We start from the raw sequence: 25,414 nt of genomic DNA, 5'->3' as shown, positions 1-25,414 counted from the left end.
AGAATGATGACATTTAACCCATAACCAGCGGCCATTCATTTTAGTAATATTAAAAACTGAAATACTTTACAGACAAACCACTTCGCAGGCACCGGTAAAGGTGCAGGAACCAAAACCTTCGGTATCCATTTGCACAATCAAGTTTCCTTTTCTTTGCTTAGTTTAAATTTTCCTCGTTCTGGGAAACTACCTTCTTTAAATATACTAAACCTCTATCTACCATTATCTAAAGCATGGTTATTCGAATAAAGAGTTCTCTTGCTAATTCATAGATAACAGATATTGGTCGTTTCAGGGCTTACTTTAATCGTATTGCGCTTACAAATAGGATTATAAATTTTTATTTCATTTATGAAAATCGAGGTTTTATCCCAAACCTTAACCTTCAATTGGGTTAACATATTTACTTATTGATGTTAAGTTAAGAATCTTTGAAAAAGATAGCTACGTTATAGCTTTGGCATTTTTTAATCAGATTGTCAACTCTATTGTTTTTTAATTTTTTATAGAATGAAAGACGAGGCAGCCTGATTGCAACTTTCTTAAATATTATGAAATATCTCTACACACTTGAATTTATTTATGAAATTTAATATGATTAACATCATTTTAAGATAAACTATTTTTTTCTATTTTTACCCTGATGCCTTGATCGCTAAAAATTTCAATTAGAACATCTTAAATTTAATGCCTGGATTGAAGGACTTTCTTTCCTGTTATCGAGATTTTAATAAAAAATTTTTAAACGAATCAAAGATTAACCTATAAATAAATGACAATAAGCATATCTCAACCAACACTTTTCCCATGGCTTGGTTATTTTAATATGATAAAGAATTCTGATGTCTTTGTATTTCTTGATAATGTAAAGTTTAAAAAGCAGTCATGGCATATGCGTAATAGATTGAAATCTAGCGCTAAAGTGGATGAAGCCGAGTTTTGGATACGAGTACCTACAAAATTGCCAAAAACTAATACCATGATTAAGGATGTTTATATCGACAATAATCAAGACTGGAAACAGAAGCATCTCGATTATTTTCAATACAATTATGGTAGTCATTATAAAGATATTCTTTTTTTAAATGAACTTTATGCTAGGGATTGGGGAAAAATCGCAGAGTTTAATATTGAGTTTATAACTCAATGTTGTGTATACCTCGATATAAAAACAACCTTGGTTCGCGCATCAGAACTGAATGTTAAAGGCACAAAAAGTGATCTTGTTTTAGATATATGTAAACAACTTAATGCAGATAAGTTATTAGCAAATAATGGGTCGGAGATTTATTTAGAAAAGGATAGGGCAATTTTCGATAATGAAAATATTAGCATTACCTATCATAATTTCAAGCACCCTAAATACAACCAAGCCGGGGAGATATTTTTAGAGAATTTATCTATTTTAGATTTATTGTTTTCAGAAAAAGAAAAGTCGAGGGTGTTTATTTGAAATGACTTTTTGTGTTGGATAATTATTGGGCGTTCTTGTATGTATTCCAATTTTTTAAATTTCTTTAAACTTATTTTTCGATATTTTGAGAAATATCAGCCTTCTTGATTTTTTAAAAAAAGTATATACTTTATAACTTTAGTCAAATTAATAGATGAAGTGCATATTAATGCAGATTTTAGGCATACTAATATTAGAAAAAAATACTACATTTATCAATTAATAAAAACGCTACTTATTTACGGATGAGTAAGATTGCAGTCAACCAAATTATTCGCGGGCTGTTTGTGGATTAAAACAGAAACATTGTTGTCCGAATTATGCAAATTAACAATCCAACCTATTTATTATGGTAAAAAATATTTATTTTAAATTTTCTTTAATAACCATTCTTGCTGTCTTATTTACAGGGTGTGCCTCTTCAAAAAAAATTAACTATTTCCATGATAAAAATGATATTGAAGTCAATAGTACTATTATTAATTACCAGCCGACTATTCAGTATGGAGATATGTTAAGTATCAATGTTTCTTCATTTGAGCCAGAGCTTGCAATACCATTTAACATCGTTGAAACTCGAGATAACCAACTAATAAGACAGGTGCCCTATATTGTTAATACAGACGGAGAAATTAATTTCCCTGTTCTTGGTAAGATTAAAGTTGCACAACTTACAACTCAAGAAGTAACGAACAAAATAAAAGAATTATTAGCAAAGTACTTAAATAACCCAACGGTTATTGTTCAATTTATAAATTTTAAAATATCAGTATTAGGTGAGGTGCGCACTCCTGGAAGTTATACCATTTTAAATGAACGAATAAATATTCCGGAAGCATTAGCCTTAGCGGGAGATCTTACCATTTATGGTAATCGGAAAACTGTAACCCTTATTAGAGAACACAATGGCGAAAGGAAGTTTATTCCTATTGATTTAACTAATAAAGAGCTGTTTAATTCACCTTATTATTTTTTGGCTCAAAACGATATTATCTATGTAGAAGCCAATAAAACTCGTGTAAACTCATCGGCGGTTGGGCCAAATACAGCAATACTTGTTTCAAGTATTTCTATCTTAATTTCTTTAATAGCAATACTTGTTAGGTAGTAAATAAAACTCTAATAAACATTATAATTAATATGGATTCTTCCAAAAATAACACATTTAATTTAAGAGGATTTTTAGAGAAATACCTATATCACTGGAAATGGTTTGCTCTCGGTATCATATTAGCAGCAACTATTTCATTTCTTTATTTGCGTTATGCCACACCAAAATTTAAGGTTGATGCTATTATTTTAATTAATGATAAAGAAAATAATAATTCAGAGATTTCGGCTTTTAAAGATTTAGGGATTGTATATAATAATTCAACATTTGGCACTGAAATAGGTGTTTTAAGATCGCGAAGTTTAGTTGAAAAGGTGGTTTCTGAACTGGGTCTAAATAAAACTTATTTAAGAGAAGGCAGAATACATAATATTGGATTGTATGGAGCTACACTTCCATTTAAACTTGATTTCTATGGGAAAGATTCCCTCTTGCATTATCAGGACACCCTCATATCTATCATACCTACCTCACAAACAAAATTTAACTTATTAGATGCTCAAGATAAAGTAGTAGGCAGTTATTTATTTGGCGAAAATATTGAGAGCTACATTGCTAATTTTACTTTAACACCCACTAATACTGCACCCATTGAAGTTGGTTTAAAAATCAACGTTATAATAACGCCGTTATCGCTTATAGCTAATCAATATAGAAACAATCTTCGCATCGAACAAATAGACAGAGAGGCTAATCTTATTATGATCTCATTAGAAGACCCTATAATAGAAAGAGCGAAAGATATAGTAAAACTATTAATTGATGAATATAATCTGGACGGTATAAGCGACGGAACCTTAATTGCTGAAAACACAGAAAATTTTATTAACGAACGCATAGATGGTATTTTAAAAGAACTATCTGAATTGGACAGCAATACCCAAGACTTTAAAGCAAGTAACCTTCTTACAGATATTGACGCTGACTCACGCTTAGCAGTAAATACAAGTAGTGAATTAGAGCAGGTCGCCCTTGATTTGAGCACGCAGCTCAAACTAGTGGAGTATATGTCAGATTTTATAAATAATAAAGACAACGAACTCATTCCTACAAATTTAGGATTATCAAATATGTCGTTAAATCAGAGTACTATATTATATAATGAAATTTTACTGGAGCGCAAAAGACTTTTAAGAGGCGCCAATCGTGAAAACCCAACAATTATTAATTTAGACAGTCAGCTTCAGGATTTAAAGAGAAGTATTTCACAAAGTTTATCGAACTTAGAATCTTCTTTAACAATTTCCTTAAATGATGTGAGGCGGCAAGGAAATAGATTGAGTTCTAAAATTACTGAAATACCAAAACAGCAGCGGCAACTTAAAGATATTGAACGTCAGCAACAAATTGTAGAAACCCTGTATTTGTATTTGTTGGAAAAAAGAGAGGAAAATGCCATTACATTAGCGGTCAAATCTCCTAAGGCTAAAATTATAGACCCTCCTTACGGTAGTTATAATCCGGTATCGCCAAAACGAATTATTGTTTATTTAATAGCTTTAATGTTAGGAATTATAGTCCCATTTATGTTCCTGAATCTTTATTTTTTATTAGATAATAAGGTTAAGAGCATAGAAGATATGGAATCTGTTATTTCGGCACCGATACTTGGGGATATTCCGATGTCTAAAAACATGAACAAATTTTTAATGAAAAACGACGGCAGTCCTTTAAACGAGGCATTACGTGTTTTTAGAACCCAAATAGATTTTGTTCTATCAAAGAATAAAAACGTATCCAAAAATATATTCATTTCCTCCACAATAGAAGGTGAAGGGAAGACAAGTCTGTCTATTCATTTAGCTAAAGTTTTAGCCTTGTCCTCAAAAAAAGTGTTGCTTATTGAAGGAGATATAAGAAAGCCCTCTGTAGCTAAAAATTTAAAAGCGCGAAACAAAGAAGGACTAACAAACTATTTAATAGACGATACGCTTAAGCCGGAAACACTGATTGAATCTTTATCGTTAAATTTCGACTTTTTACAAAGCGGAACTGTTCCTCCTAATCCTTCAGAATTAATAATGAACGGTCGTCTAGATCAATTATTTGATTATACCAATAAAAACTACGACTTTGTTATTATTGATACTTCTCCAGTGGGTATGGTTACAGATGGTATATTATTGAGTCAAAACAGGTCAGACTTGTTTATTTATGTAGTAAGAGCAAATTATCTAGACAAGCGTATGTTGAAAATTCCGAAAAAGCTTTATGAAACGAAACAGCTCGATAATATGGTGATGGTCCTTAATTCCAGTAATCCCAATTTAACATATGGTTATAGCCAAACTTATGGGTTAACTAAAAAGCCATGGTGGAAAAAATTTATGGGGTAAAATTGTTTGTTATACGGATTTATGACATCAACTTTCACTAACGGTATGTGTCAATCAATAAATTAAATTCTTCTTTTATAATAAAAGATTAATAACTCAGTAGAATAGCTGACAAAAATGGGTTCACAAATAATGAGACTTTTAAGGTAAGGATAAAGCCGACATAGTTGCTTTTTTTAAAGTTTCTTGAATTTTAACAACCCTGTTGTCAGTAGTTTTATAGTTCCATTTCTACCATTTCTGCTCGTGCTCCAAATCGTATGGGTAAGGTACTGGTTCCAATCCCCTTTGAGATGTACATTTTTGGTTCAGATTCTTTATACCATCCTTTTAAATACCTTCCGCTACCTTGAGGTTTAAACGGGACAATTCCAAAAAATGTAATTTGTCCGCCATGGGTATGACCAGAAAGGACTAAATCAATATTTAAATCTCCTTTTTGCTTTGTAATTATATCTCTGTGTTCCGGACAATGCGATAAAACAATATTGGTTTCGGTTTTTTTTAGATTCTTAATAGCTTTACCGAAATTGGCATTTCCTCCAACAAAATCATCAATTCCGATTATTGATATTTCACGATTTTTTATTGAAATAGTTCTGTTTTCGTTTATTAATAACTCACAATTATTTTGAGAATAGATGTCTTTAAGTTTTGTTAGATTTACATTACCCCAATACTCCCAATTCCCTGTAATTGCGTACTTTTTAATAGATTTATCGAGGAGTTCAAGAAATTCATTTAGAGGTATAAGTTGGTCTGTTGTATTAAGAGCATCTCCTGTGATAAATATTAAATCTGGTTTTATTGTATTTATTTTTTTCGCAATAGATTTGTGAAAGTATCTTAATTGGTCAATATGCAAATCAGAGATTTGAACGATTTTTATTTTGTTCTCATCAGATTTTGAGATGTCAAAATAGTTCCATTCAATGATATATTTCTCAAACCAGAACGCATCTAAAAATATGAATCCAATTGTGGTTAATATTGCTCCTTTTATAAATTTTCTTCTAGTTAAGTTTTTCATTTTAAATTATGGGCAACTAGAGTCTGTAAACAAATTCTATTTAGAAATGTAAATATAGTTCGAAATCTTTTTTAAAATGCCATGAATAAAGTTTTAAACTGTAGAAATGAATTACAACATTTAATTTTTTTAAATTTCAATGTTTTGTTTTTCATTGCAATAACGGTTAACAAGACTGTGTTATTAGACTACACAAACAGATGTGAGAAATAGATTTTTTAAAGTTAAAGCCGATTAATGAAAAACAGTAAAAAAATGAAATAAATTGTCTGAACAATTTTTAAAGTTAATTTGTAAAATTTCATAGGGCAGAATTGTATTCGTCACTTTTATTCATTCTGCCGATCAAAAGTAAAATAACTATATAAAATACGTGTTTTTAAACGATTTTTACATTATATTAACAATACCTCTAAGTTGGACTTATAAATTTACTTACCCAAGTCTAAATCTACTTAATCTATGGAGCAATTCTCTAAAATGCAACTCATGGTCATAATAGTGGTCTTAATGTTATTTTTTTGTTATACAGAGGGTTTTGACGATAACGTAAAAACCTCAGTTGTTAGTTCAATTGACAATATAAGTGATTGTGCGAATATTAACGGTCAATCAGGATGTAAAGTTATTCCTAATGATTTTGATTGGACCAATATTCCCGATAATTATGCTGATAGTATTTGGGAAATTAAGTTTGATTTCGATTTAGGTGACGCATCCATTACGCTACCCGATAATGTTACGCTCAAATTTTCAGGAGGTCTCCTTAAGAATTACACATCTATTTCAGGAGCAAACACTAGAATAGATGCAGGATTAGTTGGCAGTTTTGATGGGTCTGGTAGTTTATCCGGAACTTGGAATTTAGAAAGTGTATATCCGGAATGGTTTGGTGCCCTTGGCGATGGCACTGCTTATGACGCTCATGCATTTATTAAAGCAGTTGGTTTTTTAAAATCGATGAATGGTGGTAATTTGATACTTACTTCAGAAAAAGATTACATTATTGATAAAGAAATCTTACTTACCAGTAATATTAGTATTTTAGGTAATGGTGCAACAATAAGCGTAAATCCTGCTAATTGGCAAGCAGTCAACTCTGGATTTTATGCAATTTTTGCGACTCTACATGTTTCCGATAAGCCTTTTGCTGCTCCTGGTTTTGAGTTGGGGAACGGTATTATTAAGTTCAGGAATATTGTAATAGACAATGTGACCTTTAACTTAAACAGAGACGCGACCGATGCTTTTTTTCAAGCTAATAAGTTGCACTTTTCTTTTAATGCCGTAAGATTAACAGATGCTCAAGACTCGGGCATACAGAATTGTACGTTTATAGATGGGCAGAATTCAACACATTACAGCATCATGCCTGTTTGTGCTATAGAAAAATCAATTAACTGTTTCTATAAAAACAATAATTCTATTAATTCTACACCTATTAATGTAAGTTATGGTACAAATTGTATCGTGGATAATAATGTGTTCGATACAACTGTAAGTACGGCTATTGAAATCTACTTGGGAGAGCACCATAAAGTAACCAATAACACGATAGGGACACAATGGTTTGACGCAAGTACTATTGGTTGCAGTGCCAATTATGCATATATAGGTGATAATAGAATTAAAGCATCTAATGCCTTTGGTATCACCATGGGGCATCCTTTTGATGAAATTAATTATCCGGGCTTACCTTTTGATTCGAGTTATTCGGTAGTGGAAAATAATCATATTACAGGAGGCCCTGTTAAATTTAATGCCGACGGAACGCCAACAGGTAATTCAATTCTTACAGGAAGAATAGGAATTGCTGTACCAAATGGTAAACATGTAAAAATATTGAATAACCTAATTGAAGATTTGTATCGAGACACAGCATACCGCAATGACAATGCCGCTATAGTAATAGGAGGTTCAACGACTGACCAAACGCTATTTGATAATTTAATAATTGATGGTAATACAATTAAAGGTGCTACAGTGGGCATCCAAGTCAGAGATCACATTAATGTCACTATTTCTGATAATCATATTGAGAATGTGTTTAGAGGTATTTATGGAGAAGCTACCGTTGAAAGTTCACCAACAGGTAAAATGATAGTTGACGGTAATACTATTAAAAATTCTGGTGAAGCCTTATTCTTAAATTGCCCGGAAAATATAGTAACAAATAATAAAATAATTGAAACCGATGTTTTTGGGTATTTATATTATGGTCATTACGTCTTTAATAACAATATAATAAAAGAAGCCAAAGTAGGCCCTCATTCGCATCATCCTCTAAGTTTTACGATGAAGCATAATTATTTTTACAACACAGTTCCACTAGGTGATATATCAACAGGCAGCATCATGACTATGAGAGCACCTCAAATGGCACTGGAGAATTTGATTATTGAAGGAAATACAATAGATTATCCGGTCAATGGGACCCCTACAACCTGGGTGGTTAGAGCATATGAGCTACAGGGCTATGTGGGGTCGCAATATTTTAATTCAACAATGCAATAGCTCAATTTGTTGATGCTAACATGCAATGCTTATTTAGTTAAATAGTAATTACCTATAAGCAGATCATCTAATCCGGTGGAATAAAAACAACGAATGGCGTCTTTTGGAGATTCCACCACAGGTTCGCCCTGAATATTGAAACTAGTGTTTAAAACTACCGGAACCCCTGTTTTTTCTCCTAATTTTTTAATTAAATCGTAATACCTTGGATTTAATGCTCTGGTTACCGTTTGCAATCGGGCACTGCCATCTACATGCGTCACAGCCGGAATAATTCTTTGTTTGTCCTTTAAAACATTACAAACTTTTAGCATAAATGGGGCTTCAACTTCTAAATCAAAATAATCATTTTTTGCTTCTAAAATTGTTGAAGGAGCAAAAGGGCGATAGGCTTCTCTAAATTTTACTTCAGAATTAATTTTGTCTTTCATATCAGGAAAGCAAGGGTTTGCTAAAATGCTGCGATTGCCTAAAGCTCTCGGTCCAATCTCCATCTTTCCTTGAAACCAACCTATTATTTTACCCTTTTCCAGTAAAGAAGCGGCCTTTTCAGAAATATCTTCAATAAATTCGTAATTCAATTTGGCACCTTTTAAAACGCTTTCTATTTCTTCGTTGGTATAATAGGTACCAACATAGGGGTCTAAATGAACAAAATTCCTAGGGTTTTTTAAGATACCATTGTATAAGTAATAAGCAGCTCCTATGGCTGTGCCGTTATCTCCGGCTGCGGGCATTACATAGATATCTTTAAATTTACTTTCGCGCACAATTCTGCCATTCATCACGCTATTTAATGATACACCACCAGAAACAACAAGGTATTCAGCCTTCGTTTTTTTGTATAACACATCACATATTTCCAGAACCCTATCTTCTAATACTCGCTGGAAAGCTGCCGCCATATCCATGTGGCGTTGTGTAAATTCTTCATCAGGTTTTCTGCGTTGTCCAAATTTTTCATAAAACTTGGGTGAAAGTCGCTCCAAACTTAAGTTCTGAAAATTGAAATAACTAAGATCAAAATGTAATTGTCCATTTTCGTCTACGCGAACCAATTTTGCAATATCCTCTTTATATACTTCGGGGTTACCCATTGGAGCCAAACCCATGGTCTTGCCCTCATCATAATAGGGTTTAAAACCGCAATAATAAGTAATAGCTACATAAAATGAACCAAGGGAATGTGGAATGAAACTCTCTCCTAAAACCGCTATCTCATTACCTTTGCCATGTCCTAACCAGGTTGTAGCCCATTCGCCCGAACCATCAACGCCTAATAAAGCAGCTTCTTTAAAGGGAGAAACAAAAAAAGATCCTGGAGCGTGACAGTTGTGATGCGGAATAAAATGAACCTTTGGTCCCTTCTTCTTTGAAACAAAATATTTTTTATACCAATTCCAAAAATTTTTCTGTTTAACAAGCCCATGAATAATTTCAGTACTAACAAACGACTTAAGTATAGATATAGATTTTATATTGAAAGCCCAATACCTTAGTTTTTTTCCGGAATTATGTGTGGGTTTAATAGATACTGCTATGTGGTCTATATCGCTATAACTCAATTTTGCGATTTTAAGACAACGATCAATAGCCATATATGGAAATACTGTGGTATGTTTATCCCTGTTTAGGCGCTCTTCTTCTATAGCGGCTACTAATTCCCCATTTACAACTATGCACGCTGTTGAGTCGTGGTAATAATAATTTAGTCCTAATATAATCATCTGAGAAAGTTATGTCTTATCATCTTAACAAAAACGAATATAAGAATTAAAAAATTTAGTGCTTAGCGGTATAGCCATATGTATAAATTACATTTTGTGATATATACATAACTCGTTCTGCACACTTTTTGTTGCAGGCTGGTTTTATATAAATATATGAGATCCTTAAAACGGTCTAGCCAATTAGGGATTTTTAAAACAGCTTATTGTTTTTCACATTTTACCAGAACTTGCCAATACAATGGTCTTAGAAAAGGCAGGTGCCATAAAAGGCTATCAATTGGGGTAAATATTCTATCGGTTATCTTAAAAAGGGTTTTGTATCCTTTGATACTAAAAAATTGGCAAGCAGAACTTAAAAATAGATATTCATCTTTTTCCATGTTGCCAAATATTTTTTTCATTAATCTAAGATCGCTTGGTACTAAAGGGTGTTCCGTCGGAGTTCTATCGTCTTTATAGCTATTTCTAATAAATATGCGACCAAATTCAACAAAAGGATTGTGTTTTTGAGGTTCAACAAATAAAACAAATCCACTTGGTTTTAAACAACGATGAGCACCTATAAGAAATGCATTTATATCTTGCAAATGGTGAATGGTTCTATAACCTAAAATGATATCGAAAGTGTTATCTTCGAATTCAAGATTTTGAGCATCCATTATACGAAAGTCTACTTCTAAATCATTTTTTTGAGCCCTGTATTTGCACCCTTTAATTAAATTTGGCGAAATATCGATACTTGTAACAATGGCTCCTTTTTGTGCTAGATTAAGTGCCGCATTACCAAAACCGGAGCCAATGTCTAATATTTTTTTACCCTTTACAGAACCAAGCATTTTCACAAAGCGCTCTTCAATTTTAGCATGGCTTATACTTTCAGTATCATAACTTAATCGCTCCTCTAAGGGTGTATCCCAGTCTAATTTATTTGCGTAATTGTCATGAAATTCTTTTTCTATTTCAAGAAATTCATTGTGTGGAATTGGTTCTTTATTCATAATTTTTGTGTTTAAAGTGATCGATTAATTTTTTCATAATCGGCTAAATTTGAAACAAATATCGCCTTTATTTTGCGTTGTTTCAGATAATAGCGGTTATTTCCCATTCAATCTGTTATAAACAAACCTCCAAATATTATAACTGAATTTTTCTAACTGTTTTCCAATCTATTTGGTTATTTGCCATTTCAATATCTATAAATTCGAAATCAGAAGTCCAGTTTTTTAGCTTTTCTTCTGTCCTCTTTAAGCCAACATAGGTTTTAAATTTTCTTTGAGGCGATAGCCCTTTAACAATGGGCTGTTCGGGATCAAAATCTCTCGGATGAAAATAAGACATTACATAATCTGATTTTTGAGTCCATTCTTTAATACATTTATAAGGAAAAAATCTGAAATAACCGCCACCTGAGAATATCATTGGTTTAAATAATATTGGAAAAGTATTTATAGGAAATTCTTTTAATTGAGTGCCGTTATACTGTAATATTGAAGGTTTTGCACTACCATAAGAGGGTAAGCCACCATGTGCTCTCTCTGCAGGAAAAACTGAGGAATCAATTTCAATACCAAGCTCAAATAATATCTCAAAGGCCCATTTGTTTTTTTCTTTAATTGAAAAACCGGGTGCACGAAACATTTTTACTTTTTTACCTGAGATATCTTCCAATGACTTAATAGATCTCTCCACATCCGCTTGAAATGCTTGTTTACTCTGCTCATAAACTAATTGATGCGATGTGGTGTGGCTGCCAATTTCGTAACCTCTATCACAGATTTCTCTAACTACTTCAGGATATTTCTCAGCTATCCAACCCAATACGAAAAAAGAAGCTTTGGTATTTGTTGCATCTAATATATTGAAAACACGTTCCATGTTTTGATGTATACGAACCTCATAATTTCCCCACTGACTATTTGTTTTAGTGGATGGATTATCTAATAGATGGAACCATTCTTCGATATCAAAGGTTAGAATATGCATCAATAAAATCTTTTTCCATTGGTTAAAAATTCTTTAACATCACTTCTGGTGGGAAAAGAATAATATGTTTTTTGAGAGGCATCGTTGTTAATTAAAACCACCTTATCCTTATAAATAAGATCTACTGCTTTTGCAATGGCCTCCATTCCTATTTTTTTTGTATGAACAATCAACTCTTCTTGAGATCTATTGCCAATTTCAACTTTTTCTTGTACAACAATGGGGCCGCTATCAATACCTTCGTCAACCTGAAAAACTGACACGCCCGTAAATTTTTCATTATTTTTAAGCACCCAAAATGTTGGCATTAAACCTCTGTATTTAGGCAATAGCGCAGTATGAAGGTTTAAACAACCTTTTGGAGCTAGATTAATAATTTGATTTTTGAAAATTTGATTCCCTAAAATTGAAATGAGCAGGTCTGGTTTAAAACTTTTAATTTTTTCAATGGAGTCTTGATGGTTTATATGTTTGTCGAGACTAATTTCAGAAATTGAATTTACACTCAAGAATCTTTTGATATTCTTACTTTTATCAAATTTATTTTTTACAAACTTGAAACCGTAATGCATAAAAAAAGCAAATCCGAAAACATGAAGGGTCTTTTTTGCTTTTTCAAAAAAAGTTTCTTTCTTGCCAAAAGGTGAAACATCATTAACAACACAACCCACTATTTGAGAATGTTTGGGTAAAATATCTATTAAATAGTTGAGACTATCTATTAGATAAAATGGTTCGTTTTGTGTTATAATAACTATTCTCATTATTATTTCTTGAGATTTTTTTTCTCTTCTTTAATTAATTTAGGCGTCATTTTTAAATAAGTCCAATTTCTCTTGAAATTTTTAGAAGGTTCTTGATAAATTCTGTAAAGCCATTCTAATTTAAAGTGAATAAATATTTTAGGGGCTCTTTTTTGACCGGGCAATCCAGAATAAAAATTAAAAATGGCACCAAATCCAAACATTACACCACTATTGATGTATGGTAAAAGGTTATACATGAACTCTTCTTGTTTTGGAGCACCTAAACTCACCCAAATGATATCGGGTGAATATTTATTGATATTATTTGCTATTTCTTGGTAATCAAAATCTTCCACTTTTTTAAACGGAAGCGTTACAAATTGCATATCATTAACTTTTGGATCAATAGCTGATAGACTATTTTTTAAATGACTTAATACTTCCGGGGTATTTCCTAAGAAGTATTGCGAGTATGTTTTTTTCTTTATGTAGTTAATGAAAAGATCCGCTCCAATGTAGGTGCCAAATGTTTTATGATGAGCCCAACCAATCGTTTTGGCAACAAAAGCCCCATCGCAGATATTTACTAAAGCGTTATTAACTATTTTTTGATAATGTGGGTCTAAATTGGCCGTTGCCATCACATTTCTTTCAACAGAACAAACGTATCCTTTTCCTTTATTAACGATTGTATCGTGAATTATTTGATCTACTTTGTTGCAATCAAATTCTAATTTTACGTTGAAATAAGTGCCTTCGTTCATAATTATATGGCTATGCCCCAGTATATAAAATCTATTGCCGTTATAGCTTGTAAAGAATGGATTGAATCTTTCGGGATCTTAATAAAGGTGTCTTTTTCACAAAAATGATCCACATTATTAATGGTAATTTTTGCTTCTCCTTTTAAAAAAAAATAAAACTCCTCCATGGTTGGATGTACATGATTATCTACAAATTCACCTTCTAACAAAGAACCTATCGCAGCCTGGGTTAGCATAGATTCACATTCAGATCCATTTAGCAAAATTCTTTTTTCTCCAATTGCGTGCGATGTGGATTCTGCCACGATGCTTTTGAGATTTTTATGTATGACTTCCTTCACTTTCAATGCGTTTTTCAATCCAATTAAATTGTTGTTCTAATCCGCTTCTTAGATTAACTAATGGTTCCCAACCCAAAATGCTTTGTGCTTTTGAATAGTCAGCGCTTCTAGCTTTATCGCCTTCAGGTTTGGATGTGTCAAAAACTATATCTATTTGCTTGCCAGAAATTTGTACTACAGTTTCTGCTATTTCTTTGATAGAAGTACAAATAGATGGGCCTATTTGTATGATGCCTTTTCCTAATCCTTTGTCTTTTGTTAAACATAGCGCATTCACCACGTCATTAACATGAATAAACGCCCGGCCTTGTTCGCCACTTCCCCAAACGATGAAATCTTCATTTGGAAAATTAATCGCTTTTCTAATTAAGGCAGGTATAACCTGACTCCGTTCACCAAAATCACATGGAGACCCATAAACATTGTGTAACATTAATACCGAACATGGAATGCCGGTTTCTTTTTCTAACAGCTCTGTTTCATATTGCCCCATTAATTTACTCCAACCATAGGCAGACTCGGGGTGGGCAGGATAAAGTTCTTCCTCTCTTAACGGAATAACTTCTAATGAATTTTGCCGCGTTAAAGGAAAACTACAGGCAGTTCCTACATAAATAAAACCTTTAACTTTTTTTCCTGAATGCCTTACAGATGTAATCACATTTGAGTTGATTAAATTATTCTGTCTAAAAAGGCTACCCTGATTACTAAATACATAATCTATACCAGCAACGATATCTGCTAAATGATATACAATTTCAATATCGTCTAACAAATCATCACAACTGCCCGAGATCGATAAATCTCTGTTATAGAAATCTTTGTCGAAATCAATAATGGGCTTGTTATCTTCGTGTAAATAATCAAGTTTCCCTCGCCATAAATTATCTACAATCTTAACCTGATGGCCCTCTTTAATCAATCTTTTAGCTAAATTTGAGCCTATCATTCCGGCTCCACCAGTTATTAAGATTTTACTTGATGTTTTCTGTGTCATAATTTTCTAAAATTGATTTTAAGTTCCCCGAAACTTTATAGAACTTAGAATAAATTACATGATTTCAACAAAATGTTGCTATTCTTCGCTTGTAGCAAATTTTGATTTCAACTTTTTTGATTTGGATGGTCTATTGAATTTTGACATTCTGTAAACGAACAACATTTGAATGTCAAAAATATTAAGGTTGGTAAAGACGAATTAAAAAATAGTTTATTCATGATTGGAATTCGTTAATCTTACTGGATATAAACAATAGAATCCAATACAAGAATATATTACATTCCAAATCTAAAGAATATATGAAGAACTTTAAGATCTAGTGCCACTACAAAAAACATACAGTAAAAATTGTTGCACTTTTTTAGTTAAAACAGAAAAAAAGTCAGATAAAATACATTTCAAAATTTAATTTTTGGGCTGATTGGCAAAAATTAACGGATAAACGGCTTAAATATTAACAGTTTTAAAATATTATAACTTAAATACACTGTTAATTAGACTCTAAAGAAAATTTGAGTAGTGCTTTTGTATAGGTATTTTAATTATATGTATTCTTTTTTATAAGAATTTACCATGTATCTTCTTAATTTGTTTTCTTGCTCAATTTAAATAAATTACAATTGTTTTATTCAAAAACACGTGAGCAATCTATTATTTAAAACAGTAATAGATTGTAAGCTATATATTTACAGTTACTTATGGATTAAGATTTTGTTTTATATTGAATTCCTTCTCATAATGAGAAATATTTCTTCGTAATTCTAATTTATATTCTAGCCTTCTATTTCTGCCAACTTGATGATTGGCGAAGTTGCTTACATTAACATCATTTACAATGTAAATTGTTGTGGCGAAAGGAATATAACCGTGACTCCATTTCTTAATTTTAACTAACTTATGGTATATATCACTGTGATGTGGGGTAAACGGACATTTATCAACGTTATTAAGTAAATAACCTTCGTCATTATATGGCAATTGATTTATATCTAGATATATCACAAAACAGCTGCCACAGGTTCTTTCAAGGCGTCTTGCCTTTTTCAAATAAGTATTTCCCTCAAAATAAATATAACCGAATCTTGATGTGTAAACAAGCTTCTTCGCCTTATTGGCAACGAAATCTGCTATTTTATTTGAAATTAAATCATCGCTATCTACATTCATGAAATAGCATCCTTCTAGCTTTTGTTCAATTAAATAGTTGCGAGCAGCCTTTTGGCATGCATATATTTTGGTATCTTTATCCCACATCATATCCAAATAGGTAATTGGGATTTTAATATTCATAATGATAAATTGCACTCTGTCATCATACGTTTTATTGAGATTGGGAATTTGATGGCAAGCTACAAATATCTTGAAATTGGGATTGGTTTGGTTATAGACAGATTCTAAGGTTCTATTGAAAAGTAATGATACCTTATTCCAATCTTTAGAGACTTCTTTCGACCTTAATGGAATACAAAAAATGAGCATAAATATGTTGATTTTATTTGTTGTGATGAACCTAATTTAGGTTAATATATTCCGATTATTCTTCGGTGTCATAATCTTCTATAAATGAAAATTTGGTTTTATTAATGATTCTTGTGCCGCGGTACTTTGAATATTTATTCATGATATGATGCGATAAAAATGTTACGTAATGTTGGTATAAGTATTCGCGATACATACCAACCGGAAGATACCGTTTAACATCTGCTTCGTAAAAATGTTTGTCTTTAATGAAAATTCTATTATTTTCGTCGGCATCCAAGTCTCTGGTCCAAGAATGGTCGGCACCGTAAAGAAGTACCTTTTTGTAACCCTTGTTAATTGCACACATGATAGCTTGCGTCATCACATTACGTAAATAGGGCATTCCTAAATTGTGTTTATAAAGGAAAAATGTAATATTTGAAAACCCAACTATTCTCGTATAATTAAAAAATACGATTTTTAAATTGGGGTTAGCGGTGAAAATGGAATGGTATTTTTTTGGACACAAATTTTTTGGAAGAAATAAAATCATTTCCCAATCGGTGTTTAACAAACCATCAACAACTACATCATATTCACTCCATTTAGAATCAAAAATTATAGGATCTAATAAAATATAGTATTTAGGTTTTATTACTTTGTAGAAGGGTGATTTGCACATTGTATTAATAACAATCACATCATTTTCACAAAATAATTCTATATTTTTATCAAGTTCTGCTTTTAATGAAGGCCCATTGCCCAATATGTAACAGGTGTCATTCTTTTTATTGATATCAAGTTTTTTAAACTTTCGGGCCGTTGAAAATGAGCTCAAGAATAAAACCGATAACAACGAAATAATAGTATCAAATGACTCCTTTGAGAGTGTGTATAGTTTTTTAAAGATTCTTGCTTTTAACATTGTTTATAAATTTCTTGCATGCCGTGGGGTAATTAATTTGTGTGGTTATAATTTTACTTTGAAAGAATCTTTATTCTCTAATCCTAAAATAATCTGGAAATTTATCAGAAAAAACGTTTTCATACGGTACGCATCCTCTGGTACCTGTATTTGTTACTACATCTCTCACAAAAAACAGAAATAATCCTAAAACCATTACCATCATGATAGTTCTAGCTTTTTCAATTTTTAATAATATTGGAATTGAAAGTGTCATGGTAAATATAAAATAAAAACTTATTCTCATAATGTTAAGCGCACCACTTGCCAGAATAAAAATAATGGCCCCAACGAAAAGAAAATTAATTAATACCCGTTGTTTATCAGGCAGAAAATAGATGATGGTACTCCAAACAAGACTATAAAAAAATATCCTAAACTTGTAGCCCCATGAAACCAGTTGAACATAAGAGAATTTATCTGTTTTAGCTTCCCAGTAGGGTATTAAAGCGATCGCTTTTTCAAATACAACACTTGCTGCATTGGAGAGTGCTAATGCGAGAATAATAACAATATAAATAAGTTTTTGCGGTTTGACTTTGTCAGCAAAGTAAAATGGTAAAAGTAAAAGGGCAGAATAATGTGCAGTAGCAGCTAAAAGCACAAATAACAAATACTTCGGAAAATTATTTTCTTTAATATACTTAATCGCATATATTATTATTGAAATTGAAACTGCTTGTCGCACCTGATCCCAATAGATAAATAATAGCCCGCTAATAAAAAAAATCAAAATTCCGAAAAGATGACTGTCATTGTCTTCGAAGGCCTTATATAGAAAAAATAAACTGATAATAAAATGAATTCCAAGAACCCATAAATAGGGATAAGTAGTGTCTTTGAATACAATTGTTAACAGGGTAATTAAAGGCTCTTTACTATCATCACCAAAAGGGATATTAGATTCAAATTTATACGCTATATGTCTAATTATTTCCGTGTAAGTTTGGTAATCATTACCGATATCAAATCTAAGTACCGATATTACTATTAAAATTAAGTAAGCACCGTAAATTCCAAGTTTGGTATTATTGTTATTAGACCAATTAATGAGGCCTAAACAAACAAACATTACCATTAAATAGAATAAAAGACTAGTTATCATATTATAGAAACCATTTTACAAAAAAACTCACTTAACAAAAGAAAACCTAATATTTACACCCCTTTTATATTTGAGCGAATAAAATTTACCAAAAAATTATTTATAAATGCGCGTTCATTTTTATTAATACCTATAAAGTATATAATTAGTCCAGTAATTATTATTGAAGCCGAAGCAGCATAAATGAATCCTGAAATGCCTGTGTTGAAATATTGTTTTATTAAAATGGAAAGTCCAAAAGCAGGGACAGATACTATAAGAAATTTAAATACCACACTGGTAAAATATGTCCAAGAAGGGAAATTAACAAGATAACTTACATAAATGGTTCTCAAAACGGCTGAAATAAAATTTAATCCAACTCTCGTAAGCAAAACCCAGTAAGGTTCCCAGCCAATTTTTAACAAATACCAAGATACGGGAACATTCAAAATCAGCAAAGCACTCAGCCATATATGATATACTTTAATTTTGCCTGTTGCAAAAATAAGTGTGCTTAAAGGAGCTTGAATAACATCAATTACTTGATATATAATCATTAATTGACAAAAAACAACCGCATATTCTGGTACGTCTTTTAGCCAAAGGTTTAAAATCATCTCGGTATTTTGCAAAAAAGGAATAGCAATGAGTAACACTAAATAAGAAGAATACGACGAAGCTCTTATGATCAATTTATTCATGCTTTCGTTTTCTCCTCTGGAATAATTTTTAATTATTTGAGGATTAAATGCCACAAGAAGATTATACGAAAATGTAGATACCGCAGTACTTACCTGCGTAGCTATTCCAAACGCTGCGTTTGCTACTACACCAGAAAATAAGTTTAATAAAATATTACCACCCTGCAAAGCTCCAATATTGGCAGTTGCACCAATCATCGACCAACCTGAGAAGCTGGTTAATTGCATGAATAGTTTTTTATCCCACTGAAATATGTATTTAGAACTTTCGAATTTTCTGTTGCAGTATAACTTATACATGAAAGTACTTAAAAGTGGTACCAAAAACATTAATCCGCCGTAGAGACTTAATTTGTCAATATCAATAATAGGTAACAAAAAGACGACTCCTAACTTAAGGCCAGTCTCAATAATGCTGACTATGGCAAAAAAAGACATCTCCTCATAAGCAACTACCATGGCATTATAAGGAACCCGTAAAATATTAATGATAAAAGTAAAAACGGAAAATTGAAACACCCAATTTACGGCTATCATCCTATCTTCTGCTATATTGAGCTGTGTATTGACAAACCATAACCCTATGGTTTCTGCTAACACAAGAATAATTAATGAGATCATGAAGTGAGACGTCATTATTAAACTGAAGGTTTTTTTCAGTTGTGCATTATCATTCCTACCAATTTCAAAAGTTATAAAGCGCTGAGAAGCATTTGTTAAGGCCGTATGCAAAAAACCCAATAGCACTATGACGCCACCAACTACATTGTAGATACCGAAGTCTTCAATCCCTAAGTAAATTAATACAATTCTTGCAGTGTATAGAGACACAAGCATGATTATGATCATCCTCATGTATAAAAACATGGTGTTTTTGGCGATACGTTTATTGGATTCGTTCAGCATAAATTATAGCTCTATTCAATACTTTGGGGATGTCATTTTTTGATTATTCATGAAATTATAAACCGCTTAGTTTTATTAAAAAATATGGACAAAGGCGCATTAACTACACTGATTTTAATACAGCTGAATAAGATCTCATCATTTTTTCTGTGGTGAATTTTTCAAGAAACAGTTTACGTGAATTTTCTCCCATTTTCTTCCAGTCGTACTTGTCAAAGCTGCTAAGAAACCCAAATACACCTTCAACGGATGGCTCAATAATGATTCCTGTTTGCCCATCATTAATCATTTCTGGAATTCCCGCGACATTGGTAGATACAATGGGTAACCCTAATCTCATGGCTTCTAATATGGCTATCGGAAATCCTTCTGTAATACTGGGAAGAATAAATAAGTCGCTGTTTTCAAGATATTTATTAACCTGACTAGTTGACCCATGAAAGGTAATATACTTTGAAACACCATATTGCGCTGCCAGCGTTTCTAATTCATTTTTTAGTGGACCTCCGCCTACAATGGAAAAATGAACGTTAGGAATAGAAGAACTGACATTCATTTTATGCAAGGCTTCTACAATAAACCTTTGTCCTTTTCTTTCCATCACTGTACCCACACAACAGATTTCGTAAACATCAGAATTATTAGTTGCTAGATTTTTTTTCAAAGGACTTACCGAAAGTCCGTTGTAAACATAAAATATTTTGTTTTTATCGAACTCCGGGTGAATTTCCATGAAATTTCGACAAGGGTAATCTGCACTAAACCCAAGCATATCGATGTTCTCTAACACATATTGTTCAATTTTTAATAAATATTTATAGAAAATTGATTTTTCAAGTGTTTTATATTCTGTCCTAAGCATTTTATAAGTGTCGCCGTCGTTGTGAACTACAAGCACCACTTTTGCCTTATTATTTTTCCTTTTTTTAAGGTATTTATAACAAGTAAAAAGTTCGTGAAAGAAAACAACATCATCTTTGGGTTTCTTTTTTAAGTAATCTTTTACAATCGTTGAGCGCAAGTAAGGAACAAGCAATCTAATTACGGCACCAATAGCATAATTAACGCCAAAGCTACTAACCATAACGGCGCTCCTGCCGTAAAACCCTTTTTTGGTTTCTTTTTGAACAGAGATTTTTTCATCTTGATTTAAAACATCAGGCGCATAAATAGAAAGTTCAATTCCATTTTCTTTAAAAATTGCTCGTGAATCTGCAAAATTTCGAATGATAGCACTGGCGCCCGTTGGATTAGATAAATTTGCACTATAAATTAATGCTACTTTTTTCATTTTTTTAGTTTTATGTATCACAAGGAATTGCGTACAATTGCAATTATAAAATGTAATCGTTGTTAGTTAAAGGATTTCCTCGATGTAAATCTTTACTGGCTTTCTTTCCCAAAACCTCATGATAGTGTTTTGGATGCATTCCAAATCCGGGTCTAATAGAACGCACATTCGTTTTTGTAATAAGGTCACCTTTTTTTATGTTTTCTACCACGTATAACGATCGGCAAAATTCTTTTCCTTTAAGTTGCTTTTCGGTTAAGGTATAGTCTACAACACCTATAGCGCTCTCGGCCTCTCTTATGGCTTTTACCATGGCAGTAAATTCGGCTTCATTCATCGAAAAAGAAGCATCGGCCCCACCAATAGATCGGTCTAAAATAAAATGCTTTTCAATAATTTTTGCACCCAAAACAGTTGCTACAATTGGAACGGTGCTGCCCATGGTATGATCGGAAAGTCCGCTAATAACATTAAAACGCTCGGCTAGATCTTTAACCATACACATATTGGCTTCATCGATAGGTGCAGGATAACTGGAAGTGCATTTAAGTAATGCTATATCTCTATTTCCCATTCTATAGCACGCTTCTAGGGCTAATTCAATATCTTCTTCATTTGCAATTCCTGTAGATATAATTACCGGTTTACCCTTTGAAGCGACCAATTCAATTAACGGAATGTCTGTAATTTCGAAAGAGGCTATTTTGTAAGCCGGCACCTGTAATGTTTCTAAAAATTCTACTGATGTCGGGTCAAATGGGGATGAAAAACAAATCAATCCTTCTTCTTTGGCGACTTCCATAATTTTTTCATGCCATTCCCATGGTAAATGCGTTGATTTATATAAATCGTGTAAATATTGTCCATCCCACAAGGTACCTTGGGTGATTTTAAAATCGTCATTTTTAGAATCCAAGGTGATGGTATCTGCTGTAAAAGTCTGTAGTTTGATACAATTGGCGCCGGCCCGTTTTGCTGCTTTTACTGTTTCTATAGCCGTTTCAATACTGCCGTTGTGGTTTGCAGACAATTCTGCAATAATAAAAACAGGGGAATTTTGATCAATCGTAAAATTTTCTATTTTCATGTGTTTCTTCTTCTTTCTTAATTGGTATATTCTTCGTAACCTTTATAGAATTTTCTGCCAACAACATTTTTTCTGTTGTCTGATAATTCCAATCCTAAGCGATCTTCAATAGACCATATTAAATCTTCAAATCCAAATAAGTGTCTAAATAATACGGTGCTAGAGAATCTTGGATTTATTTCAAAAATCATTGGTAAACTTTCTGTTAGTCTGAGCTGTACATTGATGCTTCCTACTAAGTCAATTTTTACTGCCAACTCTTCTAGCAGCGATGTAATTGTTTTGTTTTCTACTACCTCGCCATAACCGCTATAACCGCTTAACAGTTCTCTTTTAAAAATTTGAGAACGAATTTCGCCCTTACTGCTTCTAAATAATCCGCAAGTAAACTCTCCATTTTTATCAGTGATATGCTCTTGAACAACATAATCTTCTACATTATTTCTGGTATAAAATGAAAACTCTTCCATACTGTTAATCTTATGGATATCTTTACTACCCGAACCGGTTCTGGATTTTAGAATAACCGGAAATAATTCTAAGGTTTTTAAATCTTGAGCTAGCTGGGTTTTCGGAAATGGAAAGCCTTCAGCTTTTAAAAATTGGGCTGTTTTATATTTATCAAAACCAACTTCCAATGCTTTTGACGATGCGGTGATCATTTTTGCAGAACCAATAGTATCTAAAATATTTTGCTCGGAAAAATACCGTAATTCCGGTTCAGCAATGGGGATTACAATATCAATAGAATTGTTTTTTATAAAGGTTTTTAATTGATGTAAATATGATTCATCAGTAAAGCGCAAGCCAACAGAGAAATTAGGATAAATGAACTGCGCTGCATTTTTATCGGAAATATCAATGCCGTAAAGGGTTTTGGTATAATCTGATTTGAGTAATATTTTACCTAGACTTTGACCAATGTCGCCGCCACAGCCAGTAACTAATATGTTTAAGCCTTTATTCATGTCCTATTAATTTCTGATTAAAACTTTGGTTAAATATTCAATATCTTGATCTTTTTTAGCAATGTCTTTTAGTAAGTTTTCGGTATTGTAATCTGTTGAAAGCATTTGAATACAGCCGTTTTCGGTATTAATGATACACCATGTGGCTTTTCCTCCAGCTTGTCTGGATTGCCCAACAGAACCTGGATTAATTAAAATGCTGTTTTCAGTTTTTATGGTAAAGGCATAATGCGAATGCCCAATGAGTACAAAATCGTGTTCTTTTGAATCGCATTTAGATAGTATCTCTTTTTCACAATCGGGATAAATGTAATAATCGTTAGACCATGGACTTCCGTGACACATTAGTAGTGAAATATTGTCAAATTGCACTGATTTTGTTTCGGGTAAACCTCTTAAAAAAGATAATTGCTCTTCTGTTAACTTATTAAGCGCTTCTTGATGCCCACTTCCATATTTTAAACGAATTGATGCTGCTAAACCTGGATTTGCTATCAAATCTTCCAGTATTTTTTCATGATTACCTTTAATGATATCATAACTCCATTCCGAAATTAATTCTAGTATTTTATCTGGATGATAGTAATAACCTACAATATCACCTAAAATTAATAAATGTTCTACATGTTCCTTTTTTGCCTTTTTTAAGACTACTACTAAGGCATCGTAGTTACCATGAATATCTGAAATAACAGCTATTTTCATATGACAGTATTTAATATTTCTATAGCCACTTCTTTTGGTGATTTTAATTTTCCGTCAACTTTTAAATTTTTAAAATTTGAAACTTCCGGGAAATTGCTCTCTCTTATGTTTTCCTGCATATTTGTATCCATAACACCGGGATCTATATTGAAAAAACGGTGTTTTGGGTATTCGGTTTCTGCAACATTAAAAAACATTTTAATAAATGCTTTTGATGAACAATAGAGCGACCAATGGCTAATGGGACGATTAGCGGCGCCTGAACTAATATTTATAAAGGACAGCTTATTTTGGTTAAAATGTTGCAATAAGTATTTGGTAATTAATATAGTTGATTTAACATTTACTGATAAGGTATGATCTATATTGGTTTCGTCTAAATCTTCAATTTTTGATATTGGTTTGATAATACTTGCATTATTTATAAAATAGATGGCCTCAGTATTAATGAGCTTTTTTAAAATAGTAATTTTTTTATCAATACTATTTTGAGATAGGTCTATATTTAAAAAATAGAAGTTGCTCTCGGCATACGTTTTTTGTACTTCATTTACGCTTCTAGAAATTGAAATAACAAAGTTATTTTGGTCTTCCATCAAAACATTCACAAAGGCACTACCCAAACCTCTATTTGCTCCTGTTATGATGAATATTTTTTTCATGACTTATAACTTATATAGGGTATTAAACTTACAATGAATGATAACATCTTTAAATTCACCATTAAAAAAGCATTGTTCTTTTAAAGTAGCTTCTTTCGTGAACCCTGCATTTTCAATAATTTGATAAATATGCGGCCGTACATCAAATGCATAGGTACAAAGCTTATAAAGGTTTAATTCTCGAAAAGCAATTTGCTCTATTAATTTTAAAAATGTAGTCCAGTGCTTTGTAAAAAATAAAGGTTCTAATTCGGTATTCATGATGAATGAAATTTCAGCATTTTTATCTACCCAATTAATATGTACCAAACCGCCGTATCCAATGCACTTATCGTTTTCAAGGTATGAAAATAATAGTTGAGTTGGTTGCTCTTGTTCAAACAATTTAGCGACAACATTGTTGAAATAATCCTCTTGGTTTTTTTCTGTAAGCGGTTTGTTTTGTCGTAAGTGATAAATTTGTTCGTTTCTCCATTTTAAAATATCCATTCTGTCTTCATACCTTATGGGAACGAGTGCATACTCACCAACAGAAAATTTTTGATTTTTTAAAACAGTATAAGATTTCATCGTT

The 25,414-nt window shown here is 32.1% G+C and carries 22 protein-coding genes; 4 read left to right on the top strand and 18 right to left on the bottom strand.

The window, feature by feature from the left end:
• Window positions 1-772: 772 nt before the first annotated feature.
• The 3 genes from FJ651_RS03450 to FJ651_RS03440 all read left to right on the top strand — a co-directional run bounded on the left by FJ651_RS03450 (window position 773) and on the right by FJ651_RS03440 (window position 4,900).
• A complete protein-coding gene (locus tag FJ651_RS03450; protein WP_140988997.1) occupies window positions 773-1,453 on the top strand; it encodes a WbqC family protein in 681 nt (226 codons plus the stop codon).
• A gap of 349 nt (window positions 1,454-1,802) precedes the next feature.
• Window positions 1,803-2,561 (top strand): polysaccharide biosynthesis/export family protein, encoded by a 759-nt coding sequence (locus FJ651_RS03445; protein ID WP_140988996.1) that lies wholly within the window; start codon window positions 1,803-1,805, stop codon window positions 2,559-2,561.
• A gap of 32 nt (window positions 2,562-2,593) precedes the next feature.
• The gene (locus FJ651_RS03440) at window positions 2,594-4,900 is read left to right on the top strand and encodes a GumC family protein (protein WP_140988995.1); all 2,307 of its coding nucleotides are present in this window, start codon (window positions 2,594-2,596) and stop codon (window positions 4,898-4,900) included.
• A gap of 217 nt (window positions 4,901-5,117) precedes the next feature.
• Here FJ651_RS03440 and FJ651_RS03435 read toward each other — a convergent pair whose 3' ends face one another.
• Window positions 5,118-5,930 carry a metallophosphoesterase gene (locus tag FJ651_RS03435; RefSeq protein ID WP_140988994.1) on the bottom strand — a complete coding sequence of 271 codons (813 nt, stop codon included), beginning with the start codon at window positions 5,928-5,930 and terminating at the stop codon, window positions 5,118-5,120.
• Between the two features lie 462 nt (window positions 5,931-6,392).
• On the opposite strand from FJ651_RS03435, the gene FJ651_RS03430 reads away from it, so the two are divergent.
• A complete protein-coding gene (locus FJ651_RS03430; RefSeq protein ID WP_140988993.1) occupies window positions 6,393-8,444 on the top strand; it encodes a right-handed parallel beta-helix repeat-containing protein in 2,052 nt (683 codons plus the stop codon).
• 29 nt (window positions 8,445-8,473) lie between these two features.
• Here the strand turns inward: FJ651_RS03430 and FJ651_RS03425 are convergent, their stop codons facing one another.
• The 17 genes from FJ651_RS03425 to FJ651_RS03345 all read right to left on the bottom strand — a co-directional run bounded on the left by FJ651_RS03425 (window position 8,474) and on the right by FJ651_RS03345 (window position 25,410).
• Window positions 8,474-10,171: a carbamoyltransferase family protein gene (locus FJ651_RS03425; RefSeq protein WP_140988992.1), complete on the bottom strand. Its 1,698-nt coding sequence runs from the start codon at window positions 10,169-10,171 to the stop codon at window positions 8,474-8,476.
• 203 nt (window positions 10,172-10,374) lie between these two features.
• Window positions 10,375-11,172: a class I SAM-dependent methyltransferase gene (locus FJ651_RS03420; RefSeq protein ID WP_140988991.1), complete on the bottom strand. Its 798-nt coding sequence runs from the start codon at window positions 11,170-11,172 to the stop codon at window positions 10,375-10,377.
• 136 nt (window positions 11,173-11,308) lie between these two features.
• Window positions 11,309-12,157, bottom strand: coding sequence for a polysaccharide deacetylase family protein (locus FJ651_RS03415; RefSeq protein WP_140988990.1), 849 nt, complete (start codon window positions 12,155-12,157; stop codon window positions 11,309-11,311).
• Window positions 12,157-12,921 (bottom strand): methionyl-tRNA formyltransferase, encoded by a 765-nt coding sequence (locus FJ651_RS03410; RefSeq protein ID WP_140988989.1) that lies wholly within the window; start codon window positions 12,919-12,921, stop codon window positions 12,157-12,159. Before FJ651_RS03410 ends, FJ651_RS03415 begins: the two co-directional genes overlap by 1 nt.
• A 2-nt stretch (window positions 12,922-12,923) precedes the next feature.
• Window positions 12,924-13,667, bottom strand: a complete 744-nt coding sequence (locus FJ651_RS03405; RefSeq protein ID WP_140988988.1) for a WecB/TagA/CpsF family glycosyltransferase — start codon at window positions 13,665-13,667, stop codon at window positions 12,924-12,926.
• Between the two features lie 2 nt (window positions 13,668-13,669).
• Window positions 13,670-14,008 (bottom strand): cupin domain-containing protein, encoded by a 339-nt coding sequence (locus tag FJ651_RS03400; RefSeq protein WP_216746069.1) that lies wholly within the window; start codon window positions 14,006-14,008, stop codon window positions 13,670-13,672.
• Window positions 13,989-15,005, bottom strand: coding sequence for an NAD-dependent epimerase/dehydratase family protein (locus tag FJ651_RS03395; protein ID WP_140988987.1), 1,017 nt, complete (start codon window positions 15,003-15,005; stop codon window positions 13,989-13,991). The genes FJ651_RS03400 and FJ651_RS03395 overlap by 20 nt, the downstream gene beginning before the upstream one ends.
• Before the next feature lie 699 nt (window positions 15,006-15,704).
• Window positions 15,705-16,487: a glycosyltransferase gene (locus tag FJ651_RS03390; RefSeq protein ID WP_140988986.1), complete on the bottom strand. Its 783-nt coding sequence runs from the start codon at window positions 16,485-16,487 to the stop codon at window positions 15,705-15,707.
• 55 nt (window positions 16,488-16,542) lie between these two features.
• A complete protein-coding gene (locus tag FJ651_RS03385) occupies window positions 16,543-17,394 on the bottom strand; it encodes a motility associated factor glycosyltransferase family protein (RefSeq protein ID WP_140988985.1) in 852 nt (283 codons plus the stop codon).
• A 70-nt stretch (window positions 17,395-17,464) separates the two neighbouring features.
• Window positions 17,465-18,538 (bottom strand): EpsG family protein, encoded by a 1,074-nt coding sequence (locus tag FJ651_RS03380; protein WP_140988984.1) that lies wholly within the window; start codon window positions 18,536-18,538, stop codon window positions 17,465-17,467.
• Window positions 18,539-18,591: 53 nt separating this feature from the next.
• Window positions 18,592-20,127 carry a lipopolysaccharide biosynthesis protein gene (locus FJ651_RS03375; RefSeq protein ID WP_140988983.1) on the bottom strand — a complete coding sequence of 512 codons (1,536 nt, stop codon included), beginning with the start codon at window positions 20,125-20,127 and terminating at the stop codon, window positions 18,592-18,594.
• A 103-nt stretch (window positions 20,128-20,230) separates the two neighbouring features.
• Window positions 20,231-21,418, bottom strand: a complete 1,188-nt coding sequence (locus tag FJ651_RS03370) for a glycosyltransferase family 4 protein (protein ID WP_140988982.1) — start codon at window positions 21,416-21,418, stop codon at window positions 20,231-20,233.
• Between the two features lie 43 nt (window positions 21,419-21,461).
• A complete protein-coding gene (pseI, locus tag FJ651_RS03365) occupies window positions 21,462-22,505 on the bottom strand; it encodes a pseudaminic acid synthase (RefSeq protein ID WP_140988981.1) in 1,044 nt (347 codons plus the stop codon).
• A 17-nt stretch (window positions 22,506-22,522) separates the two neighbouring features.
• Window positions 22,523-23,473 carry an ATP-grasp domain-containing protein gene (locus FJ651_RS03360; protein ID WP_140988980.1) on the bottom strand — a complete coding sequence of 317 codons (951 nt, stop codon included), beginning with the start codon at window positions 23,471-23,473 and terminating at the stop codon, window positions 22,523-22,525.
• A gap of 6 nt (window positions 23,474-23,479) precedes the next feature.
• The gene (locus tag FJ651_RS03355) at window positions 23,480-24,178 is read right to left on the bottom strand and encodes a metallophosphoesterase family protein (protein ID WP_140988979.1); all 699 of its coding nucleotides are present in this window, start codon (window positions 24,176-24,178) and stop codon (window positions 23,480-23,482) included.
• The gene (locus FJ651_RS03350; protein WP_140988978.1) at window positions 24,175-24,840 is read right to left on the bottom strand and encodes an SDR family NAD(P)-dependent oxidoreductase; all 666 of its coding nucleotides are present in this window, start codon (window positions 24,838-24,840) and stop codon (window positions 24,175-24,177) included. The genes FJ651_RS03355 and FJ651_RS03350 overlap by 4 nt, the downstream gene beginning before the upstream one ends.
• Window positions 24,841-24,843: 3 nt before the next feature.
• On the bottom strand, window positions 24,844-25,410 hold the full coding sequence (locus FJ651_RS03345; protein WP_140988977.1) for a GNAT family N-acetyltransferase: 567 nt from the start codon (window positions 25,408-25,410) through the stop codon (window positions 24,844-24,846).
• Between the last annotated feature and the right edge of the window lie 4 nt (window positions 25,411-25,414).

The sequence above is a fragment of the Paucihalobacter ruber genome, from assembly GCF_006494535.1.
Classification (GTDB): domain Bacteria; phylum Bacteroidota; class Bacteroidia; order Flavobacteriales; family Flavobacteriaceae; genus Paucihalobacter; species Paucihalobacter ruber.
This window is presented reverse-complemented; position numbering and strand designations above follow the sequence as displayed.